Origin of the sequence: Streptomyces sp. C1-1, from assembly GCF_050214755.1 — a bacterium.
Taxonomy (GTDB): domain Bacteria; phylum Actinomycetota; class Actinomycetes; order Streptomycetales; family Streptomycetaceae; genus Streptomyces.
In genome coordinates this window covers 8,004,068-8,021,980 of record NZ_CP189826.1, presented here as the reverse complement: position 1 = coordinate 8,021,980, position 17,913 = coordinate 8,004,068, and the positions used below count along the sequence as shown (strand labels likewise).

At 72.6% G+C, this 17,913-nt stretch carries 16 protein-coding genes; 7 read left to right on the top strand and 9 right to left on the bottom strand.

The genetic code is table 11. The features are described from left to right. Positions 1-605: 605 nt before the first annotated feature. A complete protein-coding gene (locus tag ACQF4J_RS36440) occupies positions 606-1,808 on the top strand; it encodes an amino acid deaminase/aldolase (RefSeq protein WP_351568843.1) in 1,203 nt (400 codons plus the stop codon). Between the two features lie 6 nt (positions 1,809-1,814). Here ACQF4J_RS36440 and ACQF4J_RS36435 read toward each other — a convergent pair whose 3' ends face one another. Genes ACQF4J_RS36435 through ACQF4J_RS36425 form a run of 3 tightly spaced genes read right to left on the bottom strand, consistent with a single transcriptional unit; the run spans position 1,815 to position 5,349 of the window. Then, entirely contained in the window at positions 1,815-2,606 is a 792-nt protein-coding gene (locus ACQF4J_RS36435) for a 3-oxoacyl-ACP reductase (protein ID WP_351568846.1), read from the bottom strand. Then, positions 2,603-3,982, bottom strand: a complete 1,380-nt coding sequence (locus ACQF4J_RS36430; protein WP_351568849.1) for an aldehyde dehydrogenase family protein — start codon at positions 3,980-3,982, stop codon at positions 2,603-2,605. The genes ACQF4J_RS36435 and ACQF4J_RS36430 overlap by 4 nt, the downstream gene beginning before the upstream one ends. A gap of 8 nt (positions 3,983-3,990) precedes the next feature. Continuing rightward, on the bottom strand, positions 3,991-5,349 hold the full coding sequence (locus ACQF4J_RS36425; protein ID WP_351568852.1) for a glutamine synthetase family protein: 1,359 nt from the start codon (positions 5,347-5,349) through the stop codon (positions 3,991-3,993). 85 nt (positions 5,350-5,434) lie between these two features. Here ACQF4J_RS36425 and ACQF4J_RS36420 point away from each other — a divergent pair, with 85 nt between their 5' ends. Continuing rightward, positions 5,435-6,169 carry a FadR/GntR family transcriptional regulator gene (locus ACQF4J_RS36420; RefSeq protein WP_427167725.1) on the top strand — a complete coding sequence of 245 codons (735 nt, stop codon included), beginning with the start codon at positions 5,435-5,437 and terminating at the stop codon, positions 6,167-6,169. Positions 6,170-6,252: 83 nt separating this feature from the next. Then, entirely contained in the window at positions 6,253-6,939 is a 687-nt protein-coding gene (locus tag ACQF4J_RS36415) for a gamma-glutamyl-gamma-aminobutyrate hydrolase family protein (RefSeq protein ID WP_351802488.1), read from the top strand. On the opposite strand, the gene ACQF4J_RS36410 is transcribed toward ACQF4J_RS36415, so the two are convergent. Beyond that, positions 6,908-7,876: an aminoglycoside phosphotransferase family protein gene (locus ACQF4J_RS36410; RefSeq protein WP_427167724.1), complete on the bottom strand. Its 969-nt coding sequence runs from the start codon at positions 7,874-7,876 to the stop codon at positions 6,908-6,910. The genes ACQF4J_RS36415 and ACQF4J_RS36410 overlap by 32 nt on opposite strands. A gap of 89 nt (positions 7,877-7,965) precedes the next feature. Between ACQF4J_RS36410 and denD the strand changes: the two genes are divergently transcribed. Then, positions 7,966-8,970 (top strand): D-erythronate dehydrogenase, encoded by a 1,005-nt coding sequence (gene denD / locus ACQF4J_RS36405; protein ID WP_427167723.1) that lies wholly within the window; start codon positions 7,966-7,968, stop codon positions 8,968-8,970. A gap of 84 nt (positions 8,971-9,054) precedes the next feature. Here denD and ACQF4J_RS36400 read toward each other — a convergent pair whose 3' ends face one another. Then, positions 9,055-9,990, bottom strand: a complete 936-nt coding sequence (locus ACQF4J_RS36400) for a LysR family transcriptional regulator (RefSeq protein WP_351568867.1) — start codon at positions 9,988-9,990, stop codon at positions 9,055-9,057. A gap of 70 nt (positions 9,991-10,060) precedes the next feature. On the opposite strand from ACQF4J_RS36400, the gene ACQF4J_RS36395 reads away from it, so the two are divergent. Beyond that, positions 10,061-11,224: a TDT family transporter gene (locus ACQF4J_RS36395; RefSeq protein WP_351802484.1), complete on the top strand. Its 1,164-nt coding sequence runs from the start codon at positions 10,061-10,063 to the stop codon at positions 11,222-11,224. Here the strand turns inward: ACQF4J_RS36395 and ACQF4J_RS36390 are convergent. The 4 genes from ACQF4J_RS36390 to ACQF4J_RS36375 form a co-directional block, all read right to left on the bottom strand. Next, entirely contained in the window at positions 11,136-11,861 is a 726-nt protein-coding gene (locus ACQF4J_RS36390) for a helical backbone metal receptor (RefSeq protein ID WP_351568879.1), read from the bottom strand. The two genes, ACQF4J_RS36395 and ACQF4J_RS36390, sit on opposite strands and share 89 nt — an antisense overlap. Next, on the bottom strand, positions 11,861-12,436 hold the full coding sequence (locus ACQF4J_RS36385; RefSeq protein WP_351568881.1) for a helix-turn-helix domain-containing protein: 576 nt from the start codon (positions 12,434-12,436) through the stop codon (positions 11,861-11,863). Before ACQF4J_RS36385 ends, ACQF4J_RS36390 begins: the two co-directional genes overlap by 1 nt. 361 nt (positions 12,437-12,797) lie before the next feature. Then, complete coding sequence (locus ACQF4J_RS36380; protein WP_351568883.1) at positions 12,798-15,416, bottom strand: ABC transporter permease/substrate binding protein; 2,619 nt, start codon at positions 15,414-15,416, stop codon at positions 12,798-12,800. Next, positions 15,409-16,461: a quaternary amine ABC transporter ATP-binding protein gene (locus tag ACQF4J_RS36375; RefSeq protein ID WP_351568886.1), complete on the bottom strand. Its 1,053-nt coding sequence runs from the start codon at positions 16,459-16,461 to the stop codon at positions 15,409-15,411. The genes ACQF4J_RS36380 and ACQF4J_RS36375 overlap by 8 nt, the downstream gene beginning before the upstream one ends. 142 nt (positions 16,462-16,603) lie before the next feature. Between ACQF4J_RS36375 and ACQF4J_RS36370 the strand changes: the two genes are divergently transcribed. Further along, on the top strand, positions 16,604-16,957 hold the full coding sequence (locus tag ACQF4J_RS36370; protein WP_351568889.1) for a hypothetical protein: 354 nt from the start codon (positions 16,604-16,606) through the stop codon (positions 16,955-16,957). A 29-nt stretch (positions 16,958-16,986) separates the two neighbouring features. Further along, positions 16,987-17,907 carry a 5'-3' exonuclease gene (locus ACQF4J_RS36365; protein WP_427167722.1) on the top strand — a complete coding sequence of 307 codons (921 nt, stop codon included), beginning with the start codon at positions 16,987-16,989 and terminating at the stop codon, positions 17,905-17,907. Positions 17,908-17,913: the final 6 nt, after the last annotated feature.

The following is a 17,913-nucleotide window of genomic DNA, read 5'->3' as shown; positions in this document are numbered from 1 at the left end:
CCCGCTCTGCCGTTGGGGGGCGTGCGGGTGCCGAAGGCCTCGAAGGGCTCGGCGTTGCGCCAGGGCGACCACACGCCGGTGGGCCCGGACGTCGTCGCGTCGGCGGCGGAACGCCCGCCGGATCTTCCGGACACCGGTCGTGAACCCTCGCCGCCGGACACCGCACTCCCGTTTCTCCCGCCGCCCGGCGACGCGTCGGGGCCCGCCCCACCGGTCGCCGAAGGGGTCTCGCTCTGCGCCTCGGAGCCCTCGGTCCCCGCCGTCGGTGGACGGGACGGGCGTGGCGGAAAAGAGGCGTGCCGCGGTTCCGTGGTCATGCACCCCCCGTTTCCTCGTCCCCCGGGCCGTCTACTCGTACGCGGGCCGTGGTCGTTGCGCTCATTCACTGGGCGCCGAGTCCGACGCGGACGGTCCGTCCCGGGCACGCATACCCGTACGAGCGGACCGGCATCCCGGTGCAGCGTATGCGGCACTCGCCCTTCCGCCGTACGTGCGCGTCACTCTACGGCTTGCCCCTGTGGGAACGGGAACCAGTCCACGAGCCCGGGGCATCTGCCCGGAACGTCCCCCTACCCTGCGGTAATCCTGTCTGGCAGGCTTCGTTCATGACTGCGCGCGCCGCCGACCGGGCCCGTTACGACCGGGCCACCGCCGACCTCCAAGCCCCTCTCGCGATCGTCGATCTGGATGCCTTCGACGCCAACGCGGACGATCTGGTGCGTCGGGCCGGCGGCAAGCCGATCCGCGTCGCCAGCAAGTCCGTGCGCTGCCGGGCCCTGCTGGAGCGGGTCCTGGCGAAGGACGGCTTCGCCGGCATCATGTCCTTCACCCTGGCGGAGTCCCTGTGGCTGGCGCGCGGAGGATTCGACGACGTCCTGCTCGCCTACCCGTCCGCCGACCGTGCCGGGTACGCCGAACTGGCCTCCGACCCCAAGCTCGCCGCCGCGGTCACCGTCATGATCGACGACCCGGCGCAGCTGAGGCTGATCGACGAGGCGCGCGACGGAGGGCGTGAAGTCATCCGGGTCTGCCTGGAGTTGGACACCTCGCTGAAGCTGCTCGGGGGCCGGGTGCGCGTGGGCGCGCGTCGCTCCCCGCTGCACTCCCCCGCCCAAGTGGCCGACCTGGCCCGGTTCGTGGCCGGCCGGCCGGGGTTCAAGGTGGTCGGGATCATGGCCTACGAGGGGCACATCGCAGGTGTGGGCGACTCCGTCGCGGGGCGGCCGTTGCGGTCGCGTGCCGTACGGCTGATGCAGGCCACCGCCCGCCGGGAGCTGGCCGAGCGGCGCGGTGAGGTCGTGCGCGCGGTGCGGGCCGTCGTACCCGATCTGGAGTTCGTCAACGGCGGGGGCACGGGCAGCGTGCAGCACACGGCCGCCGAGGACGCGGTCACCGAGATCGGCGCCGGGTCCGGCCTGTACGTGCCGCGGCTGTTCGACAACTACACGTCCTTCAGCGGGCGTCCGGCCGCGCTGTTCGCGATGCCCGTCGTGCGGCGGCCGGGCGTCGGGGTCGTCACGGTCCTCGGCGGCGGCTACCCGGCCTCCGGCGCGCCGGGCCCCGACCGGCTCCCCGTGCCGTACCTGCCGGAGGGGCTGCGCTACGACCCCCAGGAGGGGCCCGGCGAGGTGCAGACCCCGCTGCTCGGCTCCCCCGCCGACGATCTGCTGATCGGCGACCGGGTGTGGTTCCGGCACGCGAAGGCCGGCGAACTGTGCGAGCGGTTCGAGAGGCTGCACCTCGTCGAGGGCGACACGGTGACGGCGACGGTCCCGACGTACCGGGGCGAGGGTCACACGTTCCTCTGAGCGGGCCTACAGGGGCGTGACGTACGCCCCCGAGATCCCGCCGTCCACCAGGAAGTCGGCGGCGTTGACGAAGGAGGAGTCGTCGCTGGCCAGGAAGGCGACGGCGGCGGCGATCTCCTCGGCCTCGGCGAACCGGCCGACGGGGATGTGCACCAGGCGGCGTGCGGCCCGCTCGGGGTCCTTGGCGAACAGCTCCCGCAGCAGCGGGGTGTTGACCGGTCCGGGGCACAGGGCGTTCACGCGGATGCCCTCGCGGGCGAACTGCACGCCCAGCTCGCGGGACATCGCGAGGACGCCGCCCTTGGACGCGGTGTAGGAGATCTGGGAGGTCGCCGCGCCCATCCGGGCCACGAAGGACGCCGTGTTGATGATGGAGCCCCTGCCCTGGCGCTGCATGTAGGGGATGGCGGCCTTGCAGCAGAGGTAGACGGAGGTGAGGTTGACCTCCTGGACGCGCTTCCAGGCCTCCAGGCCGGTCTCCAGGATGGAGTCGTCGTCGGGCGGGGAGATGCCGGCGTTGTTGAAGGCGATGTCGACGCTGCCGTAGGTGTCGAAGGCGGCCTTGAAGAGGGCCTCGACCTGCTCGGGGTCGGTGACGTCGACCTTCACGAAGAGGCCGCCGACCTCCTCGGCGGCCGCCTTGCCGCGGACCTCGTCGACGTCGCCGCAGACGACGTGGGCGCCCTCGGAGGCGAGCCGGCGGGCGGTGGCGAGGCCGATGCCGCTGCCGGCGCCGGTGATGACGGCGGTGCGGCCCACCAGGCGGCGGCAGATGATGTCGGTGTCCTGAGAGGTCACTGTGCGGGGCCTTCCGTGCTGATGAAGACGTTCTTGGTCTCGGTGAAGGCGGTCAGGGCGTCCGGGCCGAGCTCGCGGCCGATGCCGGACTGCTTGAAACCGCCGAAGGGGGTCCAGTAGCGGACGCTGGAGTGGGAGTTGACGGACAGGTTGCCGGCCCGCACGGCCTGCGAGACGCGCAGCGCGCGGCCGACGTCCCGGGTCCAGATGGAGCCGGAGAGGCCGTAGTCGGTCGCGTTGGCCAGGCGTACGGCGTCCGCCTCGTCGTCGAAGGGCAGGACCACGGCGACGGGGCCGAAGACCTCCTCGACGGCCACGCGCGCGTGCGGTTCGACGTCGGTGAGGACGGTGGGCGGGAACCAGAAGCCGGGGCCCTCGGGGGCCTTGCCGCGGATGCCCTTCAGGTCGTCGCCCACGTACGAACGTACGCGCTCCAGCTGGACCCTGGAGATCAGCGGGCCCATGTCCGTCGTCTCGTCGGCCGGATCGCCGACCCGCACGGCCTCGATCGCGGGGCTCAGCAGCTCCAGGAAGCGGTCGTGCACGTCGCGCTGGACGAGGATGCGGGTGCGGGCGCAGCAGTCCTGGCCGGAGTTGTCGAGGAAGGACATGGGGGCGGCCGCGGCGGCGGTCTCCAGGTCGGCGTCGGCGAAGACGATGTTGGGGCTCTTGCCGCCGAGTTCGAGGGTGACGCGCTTGAGGAGCGCCGAGCCCTTGGCGAGCACCTGCTTGCCCACGGTGGTCGACCCGGTGAAGACGATCTTCGCGACGCCGGGGTGCTCGACGAGGGCGTTCCCGGCGACCGGTCCGTGCCCGGGGAGCACCTGGAACAGCCCCTCCGGGAGCCCTGCCTCCAGGGCGAGTTCGGCCAGCCGCAGCGCGGTCAGCGGGGTCGTCTCGGCGGGCTTGAGGAGCACGGCGTTGCCCGCGGCCAGCGCGGGGGCGGTGCCCCAGGCGGCGATCGGCATGGGGAAGTTCCAGGGCGCGATGACGCCCACGACGCCCAGCGGTTCGAGGATGGTGACGTCGAGGCCGCCGGGTACCGGGATCTGCCGGCCGGTCAGCCGCTCCACTCCCCCGGCCGCGTAGTCCAGCAGGTCACGGACGTTGCCGGCCTCCCAGCGGGCGTTGCCGACGGTGTGCCCGGCCTCGCGGACCTCCAGGCGGGCCAGTTCCTCGACGTGCTCGTCGACCTTCGCCGCGAACCGGCGCAGCAGCCGGGCGCGGTCGGCGGGGGGCAGGGCGGCCCACCGGGCCTGTGCCGCCGTGGCCCGTACGACGGCGGCGTCGACGTCGGCCGCGGTCGCGGCCGGGACGGTGGCGAGGACCTCCTCGGTGGCGGGGTTCAGTACGACGAGTTCGTGCTCGGTGGACAACAGGGGCCTCACAGGCGTTCGAAGGAGCGGCGCAGCTCCCAGTCGGTGACCGCGGCGTCGAAGGCGTCCAGTTCGACGCGCGCCATGTTGCGGTAGTGCGCGACGACCTCGTCGCCGAAGGCGGCCTTGGCGATCGGACTGTTCTCCCAGAGCTCGGCGGCCTCCCGCAGGGTGGTCGGGACGTGCTCGAACTCCGCCGTGTACGCGTTCCCCGGACAGGGCTCGGGCAACGCGAGTTTCTGCTCGATGCCGTACAGGCCGGCGGCGACCAGCCCGGCGACGGCGAGGTGCGGGTTGACGTCGCCGCCGGGCAGCCGGTTCTCGAAGCGCAGGGAGCGGCCGTGCCCGACGACCCGCAGCGCGCAGGTGCGGTTGTCGTGTCCCCACGCGACGGCGGTCGGGGCGAAGGAGCCCGGCTGGAACCGCTTGTAGGAGTTGATGTTGGGGGCGTAGAGGAGGGAGAAGTCCCGCAGGGCGGCCAGCTGCCCGGCGAGGAAGTACCGCATGACGTCGGACATGCCGTCGGGGCCGGCCATGGCGTTGTTGCCGGCCGCGTCCGCCAACGACAGGTGGATGTGGCAGGAGTTGCCCTCCCGCTCGTTGTACTTGGCCATGAAGGTGATCGACACGCCTTCCTGGGAGGCGATCTCCTTGGTGCCGGTCTTGTAGATGGCGTGCTGGTCGCAGGTGACGAGGGCGTCGTCGTAGCGGAAGGCGATCTCGTGCTGGCCGGGGTTGCACTCGCCCTTGGCGGACTCCACGGTCAGCCCGGCGCCGGCCATCTCGTTGCGGATGCGGCGCAGCAGGGGCTCGATGCGCCCGGTGCCCAGCACCGAGTAGTCGATGTTGTACTGGTTCGCCGGGGTGAGCCCTCGGTAGCCCGCGTCCCAGGCCTGTTCGTAGGTGTCCTTGAAGACGATGAACTCCAGCTCGGTGCCGACCTTGGCGGTGAAGCCGTGCTCGGCGAGGCGGTCGAGCTGGCGGCGCAGGATCTGGCGGGGTGCGGCGACGACAGGGGAGCCGTCGGTCCAGGCGAGGTCGGCGATCACCATGGCCGTGCCGGCGTTCCACGGGACGCGGCGCAGGGTGGTCAGGTCGGGGTGCATGGCGAAGTCGCCGTAGCCACGGTCCCAGGAGGACATGGCGTAGCCGTCGACCGTGTTCATGTCGGTGTCGACGGCGAGCAGGTAGTTGCAGCCCTCGGTGCCGTGGTGGAGGACCTCGTCGAGGAAGAAGCGTGCGGCGAACCGCTTGCCCTGCAGGCGCCCTTGCATGTCGGGGAACGCCAGGACGACAGTGTCGATCTCACCGCTCGCGACGAGGGCGTGCAGCTCCTCGACGGCGAGTGGGGGTGTGCGGTCTGCCACGGGAAAGCCTCCTTCGGCTTCTACGGTCAGCCGGAAGCCATAAGGTATTCGGGAGAACCTTTGCTTGGGAAGGGGGTGCGGCGGGATGTCGCTCGATCCGGACGGCAGCTTGGAGGACCGGTTGACGCCGGTGCTCAGGCCGGTGCGGGCGGGGAACGGCTTCGAGGAGGCGCTGGAGCAGATCCTTCAGGTCGTACGGCTGGGTCTGGTGCCGGGCGGCGAACGGCTGCCGGCCGAGCGGGAGCTGGCGGAGCGGCTCGGGATCAGCCGGGTGACGCTGCGCGAGGTGCTGAAGGTGCTGCAGGACCAGGGCCTGGTGGAGTCCCGCCGGGGCCGCTACGGCGGCACGTTCGTCCTGCCGCGGCCGGACGCGGGCGGCGAGGACGAGCTGCGGCGGCGGATCTCCGAGGTCGACATCGAGGACGTGCTGCGCTTCCGTGAGGTCCTGGAGGTGGGGGCCGCGGGCCTGTGCGCCGCGCACGGGCTGACGGACGAGCAGGCGGAGCGGCTGCGCGAGGCGCTGGCCCGCACCCATGACGCGCCGTTGGCGGAGTACCGCCGCCTGGACACCCTGCTGCACCTGACACTGGCGGAGCTGTGCGGCTCGCCCACGCTCACCGCCCAGTACGCGGCGGTACGGGCCTCGGTGAACGACCTGCTCGACTGCATCCCGCTCCTGGTGCGCAACCTGGAGCACTCGCAGCGCCAGCACACCGCCCTGGTCGAGGCCGTACTCGACAGGGACGCGGACGGGGCGCGGGAGATGATGCGGGAGCACTGCGCGGGGACGGCGGCGCTGCTCAGGGGCTTCCTGGCGTGAGCGTCACGCCCCGGAAGCCTTGCCGTGCACGGCACTCCTGAGAAAAGGTATGGGAACAGTCCATTGCAGGAGTGGGAGGGCGCATGGCGGGCAGGCCGCTGATCGGCGTCAGCACGTATCTGGAGCCCGGGGTGCGCTGGGGCGTGTGGGAGCTGGAGGCAGCGCTGCTGCCGGCCGGCTATGCGCGGCTGGTGCAGCGGGCCGGCGGGCTGGTCGCGATGCTGCCGCCGGACGCCCCGGAGCAGGCGGCGGCGACCGTCGCCCGGCTCGACGGGCTGGTGATCGCGGGCGGCCCGGACGTCGAGCCGGTGCGCTACGGCGCCGAACCCGACCCCCGTACCGGCCCGCCTGCAAGGGCCCGGGACGCCTGGGAGCTGGCCCTGATCGAGGCGGCCCTGTCCGCGCGTGTGCCGCTGCTCGGCGTCTGCCGGGGCATGCAACTGCTGAACGTCGCCCTCGGCGGCACGCTCACCCAGCACATCGACGGCCACGCGGAGGTGGTCGGCGTCTTCGGCCGGCACGCGGTCAAGCCGGTGCCGGGCACGCGGTACGCCGAGATCGCCCCGGAGGAGACGGCCGTACCGACGTACCACCACCAGGCCCTGGACCGGCTCGGCACGGGTCTGATGCCGTCGGCCTACGCGGCGGACGGCACGGTGGAGGCGGTGGAGGTGCCCACCGCCGACCGCTGGGTCCTCGGCGTGCAGTGGCATCCCGAGATGGGCGAAGACCTGCGTGTCATGCAGGCCCTGGTGCGAGCCGCCTCCTGAGCCAGGCCGTCGCGGCCTCGCCCTGGGCGCGCTGGAAGGCGCGCAGGGTGGGCAGACCGGGCGGGTCCGGTCGCAGGGAGTGCTCCACGAAGAAGCCCGCGAGGGCCGCGAGCGTGGCGGTGACGCCGTTTCGGTCCGCGTCCCGGCCCAGCGGGTGCGCGGCGAACACCTCCTCCGGGTCCGGCCCGCCCTGGGCGCGTACGCACGGCAGCATGATCAGCAGGTCGAACCAGGGGGCGGCGCGCACGGCGTGCGGCCAGTCCACGAAGACCACGCGGCCCTCGGCGGTCACCAGCATGTTGTCGGCGCGCAGGTCGGCGTGGGCGAGGGTGTCGCCGGCCGCGGCGTCCGGCCAGCCGTCGGCGAGGTCGGCGAGGCGGGCCAGCCGGTCCAGGGTCCAGGCGTCGAGCCGTCCGCGCAGCTCTCCCTCCGGCCGTTCGCGCAGCCGCCGCCAGCCGGAGAAGGGCTCGGCGAGCGCCTCGGCCGCGGGCGGCGCGGCCACGGGGGACGGCGTGAGACTGCGGCCGAGCTCGGCCACCGCGTCCAGCACGAGCCCCAACTCCTTCTCCCGCCAGGGGACATGGGGCTGGCGGCCGTCGACCTCCTCGAAGACGAGCGCGACCCAGGTGCCGTCGTCGTGAGTGCCGAGGAGACGTGGAGCGGGGACGGCGGGCGGCAGGGCGGCGGCGTTGCGGGCCTCGGCGCGGTGCAGGGCCGGGCTGTGGGGGTTGCTCCGCGCACTGACGGCCTTGACGAAGGCGCGGCGGCCGTGGCCCGTGGCGACGCGGCTGGCGACTCCCGGGGAGAACCCGCCGGTCTGGGTCTCGGCGTGCACGACGGCCCCGCCGAGCACACCGGCGACCGCGTCGCGTACGGCGGCGGGGAGTTCCTCCCAGGGGGTGCGGACGCCGGAGGCGGGCGGTGCGGTGGGGTTCATGCGCGTCATGGTGCGTGCCGGGCGGCGGGCGGCGCCACCGCGTTTCCGCGCGGGGATGATCTGACCGTCGCCTGGGCAGGAAGCAGCGCATGAGGATCGTGGTCACGGGCGGTTTCGGCTTCCTGGGCGGCCGGCTGGCCGCCGCCCTGCTCGCGCGGGGCGCGTTCCGCGGGGAACCGATCGGCCGGCTGGTGCTCGCGGACCGGGTCGTACGCCCGGAGTCCCCGCTGCCGTCCGACACACGCGTCCAGGTCGTGCACGGTGACGTCTGCGACCGGCTCGAGGAGGTGTTCGCCGAGCCGGTCGACGTGGTCTTCCACCTCGCCGCCGCGGTCTCGGCCGAGTGCGAGGCCGACTTCGACCTCGGCATGCGCGCCAACCTGGACACGACCCGTGCGCTGCTGGAGGCCGCCCGCGCCCAGTCGGAGTCCGGCGGACCGGTGCCGCGGCTGGTGTTCTCCAGCAGCGTCGCGGTCTACGGCGGCGACCCGGCGCTCCCTCTGCCGCCGGTGGTCGACGAGTCGACGCTGCCCTTGCCGCGGACGAGTTACGGCACCCAGAAACTGGTCTGCGAGCAGCTCGTCGCGGACTTCACACGCCGCGGTTTCGTCGACGGGCGCGTGGCCCGGCTGATGACGGTGACGGTCCGGCCCGGCAAGCCGAACGCCGCCGCGTCCGGTTTCCTCTCCGGCATCGTCCGCGAGCCCCTCGCCGGGCTCCCGGCCGTCTGCCCCGTCGACCCCGGTCTGCGGGTCGCCCTGTCCTCGCCGAGGCGCACCGTGGAGGCCCTGCTGCGCCTGGCTGAGGCCGACCGCGGCACGGCGCCGGGACAACTCACCGGCACCCTGCCGGTCAACCTCCCCGCCCTGTCGGTGTCGGTGGCCGAGATCCTGTCCACCCTGCGCCGCGTGTCCGGCGACGCGGTCGCCGACCTGGTCACCGTCTCCCCCGACCCCGCCATCGAGGCCATCGTCGCCTCCTGGCCGGCAGTGGTGGACCCCGCTCGCGCGGCAGCACTGGGCCTGCACTCCGACCCGGACTTCGAGACGGTCCTGCGGGACTACATCAACGACGAGACGCGGCCGATTCATTGACGCCGGCCCGCGCATTCCAGCCCGTCCGTCGCTGGCACCGGGGTCTGGGGGCGGCAGCCCCAGGAACCGGGGCCAAGCGACCCCCTACCCCCGTGTCAGCGACAGAAGATCCCGCGCCGGCCCCACCGGCCGATGCCCTGTCGGCCACACCGCCCTCAGCTCCCGCGCCAGCGCGACCCCCTCCACCGGCACCCGCACCAGCCGCCGCAGCGCCAGCTCCTCCCCCACGGCGAGTTCACTGAGCACCGCGGGCCCGGCCCCGCTCACCACCGCCGCCTTCACCGCGGTCGTCGAGGACAGTTCGATCAGCGGCCTGGCCAGGCCGCCCAGCGCCGCGTCCAGCACCTGCCGGGTCCCCGAGCCCTTCTCCCGGAGGATCAACGGCGTCGCCGCCAGCTCCGACGCCTCCAGCGGCCGCCGCCGGCGGGCCCACGCGTGCCCCGGCGCCGTCACCACGATCAGCCGGTCGTGGGCGATGACGGCCGAGTCGAGACCGGCCGGCACACTCACCCCCTCCACGAACCCCAGGTCCGCCTCCCCGGCCAGCAGCCGCTCCGCCACCGCCGTGGAGTTGCCCGCCAGCAGGGACACCGCGGTGTCCGGCCGCCCCGCCCGAAGGGCCAGCAGCCACCCCGGCAGCAGATACTCCGCGATCGTCATGCTGGCAGCCACCCGCAGCCGCGAGTCACGCCGGTCCCGCAGCGCCTGCGCGCCCGCGTCGAAGGCCTCCGCCGCCTCGACGATCCGCCGCGCCCAGTCCGTCACCAGCGCACCGGCGTCCGTCAGCCGGGACCCGCGCGGCGACCGGTCGACCAGCGCCACCCCCAGCTGCCGCTCCATGGACCGGATCCGGCTGCTCGCCGCCGGCTGGCTGATCCCGACCTCCCGGGCGGCCCCGCCCAGGCTCCCCAGCCGCGCCACAGCCAGCAGCAGCTCCAGCGCGCCGAGATCCGGCACCCGGTGCGCGAGCGAACCGCCGGGCCCCGGCCGGGCAGCCGCCTGCTCCTCCACGTCGCTCATAACTCCAGCTTATGTCCTCATAGAGACGTACTCCCTGGTCCGCACCTCGCGGCGGCGAGACGGTGATCCCATGGTCACCGCAGCCCAGCCCGTCACCCGGGCGCTCCCCCGTGCCATCGCCGTCCGTCACCTCGGACCGAACTGGTACGCCGCCGTCATGGGGACCGCGATCGTCGCCACGGCCGGAGCCGGCCTCCCCGTCCAGGTCCCCGGCCTGCGCACCGCCTGCGCGGCCGTCTGGGCGCTCTCCCTCGGCCTGCTCCTCGTCCTTCTCGCCGCCCGCGCCCTGCACTGGACCCACCACCGCGACCAGGCCCGCGCCCACCTCCTCGACCCGGGGACCGCGCCCTTCTACGGCTGCCTCGCGATGGCCCTGCTGGCCGTCGGCGGCGGCGCCCTCACCGTCGGCCGCGACTGGACCGGCCCGCGCGCCGCCCTCGCCCTGGACGCCGTGCTGTTCACCGCCGGGACGGTCGTGGGGCTGGCGGCCGCCGTCGCGGTGCCGTACCTCATGGCCGTACGACAGGAGGTGGCGCCGGGGCAGGCCTCGCCCGTGTGGCTGCTGCCGCTGGTCGCGCCGATGGTGTCCGCGGCGCTCGGGCCGCTGCTCGTGCCGTATCTGCCGCCGGGGCAGCCCCGCGAGACCCTGCTGCTGGGCTGCCTGGCGTTGTTCGGCCTCAGCCTGCTCGCCACCCTGGTGACGCTCCCGCTGGTCTTCGCCCGGCTGATCACCGGCGGCCCGCTGCCCCTCGCGCTGACGCCCACGCTCTTCCTGGTACTGGGCCCCCTGGGGCAGTCCACCACCGCCGTCGGCAAGTTCGCGGACTTCGCGCCCGGTGTCGTACCGGCTCCTTACGACGCCGGCCTGCGAGTCCTGCCGGTGCTCTACGGCGTGCCGGTGATGGGCTTCGCGCTGCTGTGGCTGGTGTTCGCCGGCGCCCAGGTGCTGCGGGCCCGCCGGAACGGCATGCGCTTCGCGATGACCTGGTGGGCGTTCACCTTCCCCGTGGGCACCTGCGTCACCGGCGCCGAAACCCTGGCCCGGCACACCGGGCTCGTGGTGTACGACTGGCTCGCGGTGGGACTGTACGCCGGTCTCGTCGTCGCCTGGGCGGTCGCCGCCGCGCACACCGCGCGCGGTCTGCTCAGCGGCGAGCTCCTCGCAGCGCCTCGGCCAGCACCCGTGGTGCCTGCGTCAGTGAGGGCCCGTACCAGGTCAGATGCCGTCCGCTGACGAGGGCGCAGCTCAGTCCGGGGAACGCCTCCGGGCCGTCCTCGGGTGTGAAGCGGTAGGGCTCGTCGGGCAGCACGACGACGTCCGGGGCCGCCGCCCGCAGCTCGTCGAGCGGAATGCGGGGATAGCGGTCGGGGTGGGTGGCGTACAGGTGGTCCACCCCGAGCCGCGCGAGCACGTCCCCCGCGAAGGTGTCCCGGCCCAGCACCATCCACGGCCGGCGCCACACGGGGACGACCGCGGTGGTGCGCTGCCCGGGCGGGGGCAGGGACGTCCAGGTCCGCTCGGCCTCGTCCAGCCAGCGCGGCCGGGTCCGCGCGCCGCAGGCGGTCAGCACGCGGTCCAGCTCCCGGAAGGCCTGGGGCACGTCCCGTACCTCGGTCACCAGGACTTCGACGCCCGCCTCGCGCAGGACGGCGAGGTCGGCCTCGCGGTTCTCCTCCTCGTTGGCGATCACGAGGTCGGGGGCGAGCGCGAGGACGCCGTCCGGGCGGGGGTTCTTGGTGCCGCCGACGCGGGTGACGTCGAGGCCGGCGGGGTGGGTGCACCAGTCGGTGACGCCCACCAGAGCGCCGGGGACCGAGACGGCGACCGCCTCGGTCAGGGAGGGGACGAGCGAGACGACGCGTGGCGGCACTACCGCGACCGGTCCTGGACCGCCTCGACGTGTTCGGCCACCGCGACGACGACCAGGCGGGTGTCCGCGACGGTCGCCCGCCAGCGGTGGCGCACTCCGCCGGTGAGGTACAGGGTGTCGCCACGGCCGAGCCGGTAGGCGCGGCCCTCCGCCTCGATCTCCACCGCGCCGTCGGCGACGTACATCAACTGGTCGTTGCGGTACTGGAATTCGCGGCCCGCGTCATGGTCGCCGGTGAATTCCGAGGCATGCATCTGATGGTGGCCGCGGACCAGGGAACGCACCCGGGGCTCCAGCGCGGGCTCGGGGCCCTCGGCGCGCACGACGTCGACGCTGCACGCCGGGTCGGCGGCGGCGAGCAGTTCGACCGCGGTGGTGCGCAGCGCGTCGGCGACCTTCTCCAGGGAGGTGCTGCTGGGGCGGGCCCGGTCGTTCTCGATCTGGCTCAGGAAGGGCACCGACAGGCCGCTGCGCTCGGCCACGACGGCGAGCGTGAGTTCCAGGGTCCGACGTCTGCGCCGCACGGCCGCACCCACGCGCAGGGGCTGCTCCTTGAGGTCTTTGTGGTCGCCCATCGCTCCGGCTCCCTCCTTCGCTCGTCGGTCCGTCGTGTGTGCGATGCCGTCGGGATGCGGTGGCCCCCGATGGGTTCTCTGCACCTTACGCAGGTTCGGCAAACCGTTTCATGTGCCCGTCACGCACCCGTAAACGAGGCGTGCGGTCAATGCGCCAACTATCGCCAGTAGACCAGTTCCGCGGAGCCGACGGGTCCGGATTTCGTCTTCGAATCGAAGGGACTGACCAGCGGGGGGAGCGAGGAGAGCGGAGAGGCTTGGGGTCGGGGTAGCGCTACGTGGTTGGCCGGATCCTTACCGTGCCCTTGGACACGGTGAGGATCCGGCCGATAACGCGCGGGAACCGGCCGCTACTGCGGGGTCATCCGGACCGCGGGGTCATTCGGTCGACCATGCCGGGGTGCTCCTTCAGCCAGGCGGCAACCGCCTCTTCCTCGTGGCCCTGGCCGCGCCGGTTGATCTCGCTCTCCAGGCTGCCGAGCTCGGCCTCACTCATGTGGAAGCCCTTGATCCACTTGGTGAGTTGCGGGTACTGCCCGGGGAACCTCTCGTTGGCGACGGTGCGGATGGTGTTGCCCTCGCCGAAGAGCTTCTCGTCGTCCCGGAGCTTGGTCAGGTCGTAGCGGCTGTAGGCCCAGTGCGGCGACCAGAGCACGACGGCGACCGGCTGCTTCTTGGCGTAGGCGCGCTTGAGTTCGGCCAGCATCGCGGGCGTGGAGCCGTCGACGACCTTGTACTCCTTGTCCAGGCCGTAGCCGGGCAGCACCTTGGTCTTGAGCAGGTTCATCTCGCCGGTCCCCGGCTCGATCCCGATGATCTTCCCGCCGAAGAGGCCCGCCTTGCCCTTGAGGTCCTCGTAGGACTTCACGCCCTTGACGTAGGAGGGCACGGCGACCTCCAGGGAGGTGGGCCGGTACCAGGTGCCGAGGTCCGTCAGTCTGTCCTTGCTCTTGTCCCAGTAGTTCTTCTGGGCATACGGCAGCCAGGCGTCGAAGTTGACGTCGAGGTCCCCGGAGGCCAGTCCCGTGTAGACGGGGCCGACGTCCATCTGCCTGAGGTTCAACTTGTAGCCGCGCCGCTGAAGGACGTGCTTCCACAGGTAGGTGACGGCGATGTCCTCGTCCCAGGGGAACCAGGCGACGTTCACCGGCCGCCGGGCCTCGGCGGGGGCGGCGCTCTCGCTCACCGGCGCCAGCTTGTCGACCACGCCGGGGTTCTTCTTCAGCCAGGCGCGGACGGCGTCCCGCTGCCTGCCCTCGCCGGACTTGTTGATCTGGGCTTCCAGGCCGGTGAGCTGCTTCTCGTCCAGCTTGAAGTCCTTCAGCCACTTGGCGACGACCGGGTTCTCGCCGGCGAAGCCCTTGCGGGCGACGGTGTGGATGCCGTCACCGGAGCCCCAGGCGCCCCTGGGGTCCTTCAGCTTGGTCAGCTTGTAGTCGTTGTAGGCCCAGTGCGGCGACCAGAGCGTGACGACGATCGGCTGCTTCTTGCCGTAGGCCCGCTTCAGCTCGGCCAGCATGGCGGGCGTGGAGCTGTCGACGACCTTGTACTCCTGGTCCAGGCCGTACTCCTTGAGCACCTTGCTCTTGAGCAGGGCCGTCTCGCCGGCGCTGGACTCGATGCCGGTGATCTTCCCGCCGAACCGCGCCGCCTTGCCCTTGAGGTCGTCCAGGGAGTCGATGCCCTTCATGTACGACGGCACGCTGAGCTCCAGCGAGGTCTTGCCGTACCAGGCGCCGAGGTCGTCGAGCCTGCTGCCGTACTTCTTCCAGTACTGCTCGTGGGTCGTCGGCAGCCAGGCGCCCGTCATGAAGTCGACGTCGCCCGAGGCGACCGAGGTGTAGAGGGGGCCGGCGTCGAACTGCCTGGCGTCCACCTGGAAGCCGCGTTCCTCGAGGATCTCCTTCCACAGGAAGGTGGAGGCGACGCCGTCGTCCCAGGGGACGTAGCCGATGGTGACCTTCTTGCCCCGGCCGACGTCCTTGGCGTCGGCGACGGCGGTGGAGCCCCCGGAGCCGCCGCCGAACACGCCCATGCCGCCCGCGACGAGGGCGAGGATCACGACGCCGATCACGGCGACCTGGGGGCGGGGGCGGTAGGACCAGATCTTCAGGCCCTGGGCGGCGCGGGCCCTGGCGGCGGCCCGGCGGCCGAGCGGGGAGACATGGGTGCCCAGGGCGCCGGTCATCCGGTCCAGGTAGATCGCGAGGATGACGATGGCGACGCCCGCCTCGGAGCCGAGGCCGACGTCGAGCTGGCCGATGGCCTCGTTGACGTCGCCGCCGAGGCCGCCGGTGCCGACCATGCCGGCGATGGCGGCCATGGACAGGCCGAGCATGATGACCTGGTTGACGCCTGCCATGACGGTGGGCAGGGCGAGCGGCAGCTGGACGCGCAGCAGGGTGTCACGGGGTGTGGTGCCGAACGCGTCGGCCGCCTCGACCAGTTCCCCGTCGACCTGCCGGATGCCCAGCTCGGTCATGCGGACGCCGGGGGCGAGCGCGAAGATCAGGGTGGCGACGATGCCCGCGGAGGCACCGGTGCCGAAGAAGAGGATGGCCGGGATGAGGTAGATCATCGCGGGCAGCGTCTGCATGAAGTCCAGGACCGGGCGGACGATCGAGCTGACCCGGTCGGAGCGCGCGGCCCAGATGCCCAGCGGCACGGAGACCACCAGCGCGATGATCGTCGCGACGAGGACGAGGGCGAGGGTCACCATCGCGTCGTCCCACAGTTCGAGGGAGTCGATGAAGGCGAACCCGCCGAAGGTGAGGACACCGGCGAGCGTGCCGCGCAGCCAGAAGGCGAGCACGGCGAAGATGCCCGCGAGGAGCAGCGGCTCGGGGGCCTGCAGGACGGCGACGATGCCGTCGTAGGTGCCCGTGAAGACCGTCTTGAGGAAGTCGAAGAGCCAGGAGACGTGGTTGAGCAGCCAGTCGACGGTGCTGTTGACCCAGTCGCCGAGAGGGATCCTAGGCATGGGCCGGCACCTCCCCGTCGCCGAGGAAGCCGACCAGCCGCCGGGTCGGCACCACACCCACGAGCCTGCGTTCGTCGTCCAGGACGATCACCGGGTGGGTCAGGCGGGCGCTGATCGCGCACAGTTCGGTGAACGGGGTGTCCGGGGTCGCGGTCTCGCACCCGCTCTCGCAGCCGCAGTCCGCCTCGTCGCCGCGCAGGTCGGTGTCCATGACGGCGGAGGCGGTCAGGACGCGGGAGCGGTCGACGTCCTTGGTGAAGGAGGCGACGTACTCGTCGGCCGGCCGGACGAGGATGTCCTCGGCGGTGCCGGTCTGGACGATGCGGCCGTCGCGCATGACGGCGACGCGGTCGCCCAGCCGCATGGCCTCGTTGAGGTCGTGGGTGATGAAGACGATGGTCTTCTTCAGCGTCCGCTGCAGCTCGAGCAGCTGGTCCTGCATGTCGCGGCGGATCAGCGGGTCCAGGGCGCTGAAGGACTCGTCCATGAGGAGCAGGTCGGCGTCGGTGGCGAGGGCGCGGGCGAGGCCCACGCGCTGCTGCATGCCGCCGGACAGCTCGTCGGGCCAGGACTTCTCCCAGCCGGCCAGTCCGCACAGGGCGAGCGCCTCGCCGGCGCGCCGCTCGCGCTCGGCGCGGGGCACGCCCTGCACGGCCAGGCCGTAGGCGGCGTTGTCCAGGACGCTGCGGTGCGGGAACAGCGCGAAGTGCTGGAAGACCATGCTGATCTTGTGGGCGCGGACCTCGCGCAGTTCGCGGGCGCCCAGCGCGGTCAGGTCCTGGCCGTCGAAGCGGACGTGTCCGGCGGTCGGTTCCAGCAGGCCGTTGAGCATGCGCAGCAGGGTGGACTTGCCGGAGCCGGACAGGCCCATGACGACGAAGATCTCGCCGGGGTTCACGGTGAAGGAGGCGTCGATCACGGCGGCGGTGGTGCCGTCGGCGCGCAGCTCCTCCCGGTCGGCTCCCCGCCTCAGCCGTTCGACTGCTTCGTCCGGTCGTCTGCCGAACACCTTGTAGAGCTGCTCGGCCTCAAGTCTCGCTGACACGCTTGCCTCTGGTCTCGGGGGCGGTGAACGGGGCGGCGCCTGCCCTGGCCCGACCGGCCCAAACGCGACAGTGGTCCGGTTCACAAGGGGTGCGTAGGATCGCCGCCGCTGCTTCACATCGCCGTTCACCGGGGGGACGACCGTGGACCGACCCGACGACAGACGCGCCTCCGTGCTGCGTTTCGCGACGGAACTGGTCGCCTGGATCGCGACGCCGTGGGCGCTGTGGTCCTGCTCCCCGCCGCTGGCCGTGCTCGCCGTGGTGCTGCTGATCGGTCTGCCGACCGTCCTCTCCACGCCGGGCGACAAGGCGCACGTCGTCGTCGCGGTCCCCGGTTGGGCCACCGTCCTGCTGGTGCTGCTCCAGCTCGTCGCGGCCGTGGTGTCGTCGTGGTGGCTGATGCCCGTGTGGGCGGCCGTCCTGGTGTCGCTGCTGGCCGCCGCGACCCTGGTGACCGAGGGTCCGCGGACACGGTGGCTGCTGGCCGGCGGGTGACTGTCGGTGCCGTGCGGCATGATGCGAGCGTGACCGGACGACTGATGCTCCTCGACACCGCCTCGCTCTACTTCCGCGCCTACTTCGGCGTCCCGGAGTCCGTGAAGGCCCCGGACGGCACGCCGGTGAACGCCGTGCGCGGGCTGCTGGAATTCATCGACCGACTGGTCAAGGACCACCGGCCGAGTGACCTGGTGGCGTGCATGGACGCCGACTGGCGCCCGCAGTGGCGGGTCGACCTGATCCCCTCCTACAAGCTGCACCGCGTCGCCGAGGAGCACGCGGCGGGCCCGGACGAGGAGGAGGTGCCGGACACGCTGTCGCCGCAGGTGCCGGTCATCGAGGCCGTCCTGGACGCGCTCGGCATCGCGCGCGTGGGCGTCGAGCCGTACGAGGCGGACGACGTGATCGGCACGTTCACGGCGCGCGCAAAAAGCCCGGTCGACATCGTCACCGGCGACCGCGACCTCTACCAGCTGGTGGACGACGCCCGGGGGGTGCGGGTGCTGTACCCGCTCAAGGGCGTGGGCACGCTGCAGCTGACGGACGAGGCGTGGCTGCGCGAGAAGTACGGGGTCGACGGGCCCGGGTACGCGGATCTGGCGCTGCTGCGCGGCGACCCGAGCGACGGTCTGCCGGGCGTGCCGGGCATCGGCGAGAAGACGGCCTCGAAGCTGCTCGCCGAGTTCGGGGACCTGGCGGGGATCATGGCCGCGGTCGACGATCCGAAGGCCAGGCTCACGCCTTCGCAGCGCAAGCGGCTGGACGAGGCCCGGCCGTACGTCGCCGTGGCGCCGACGGTCGTCAAGGTCGCCGACGACGTGCCCTTGCCGGACGTGGACACGGCCCTGCCGCACGCCCCGCGCGACGCGGCGGCACTGGAGGCACTGGCGGCGCGGTGGGGGCTGGGCGGCTCGCTGCAGCGGCTGCTGAGCACGCTCGGCGCGTAGGCGATG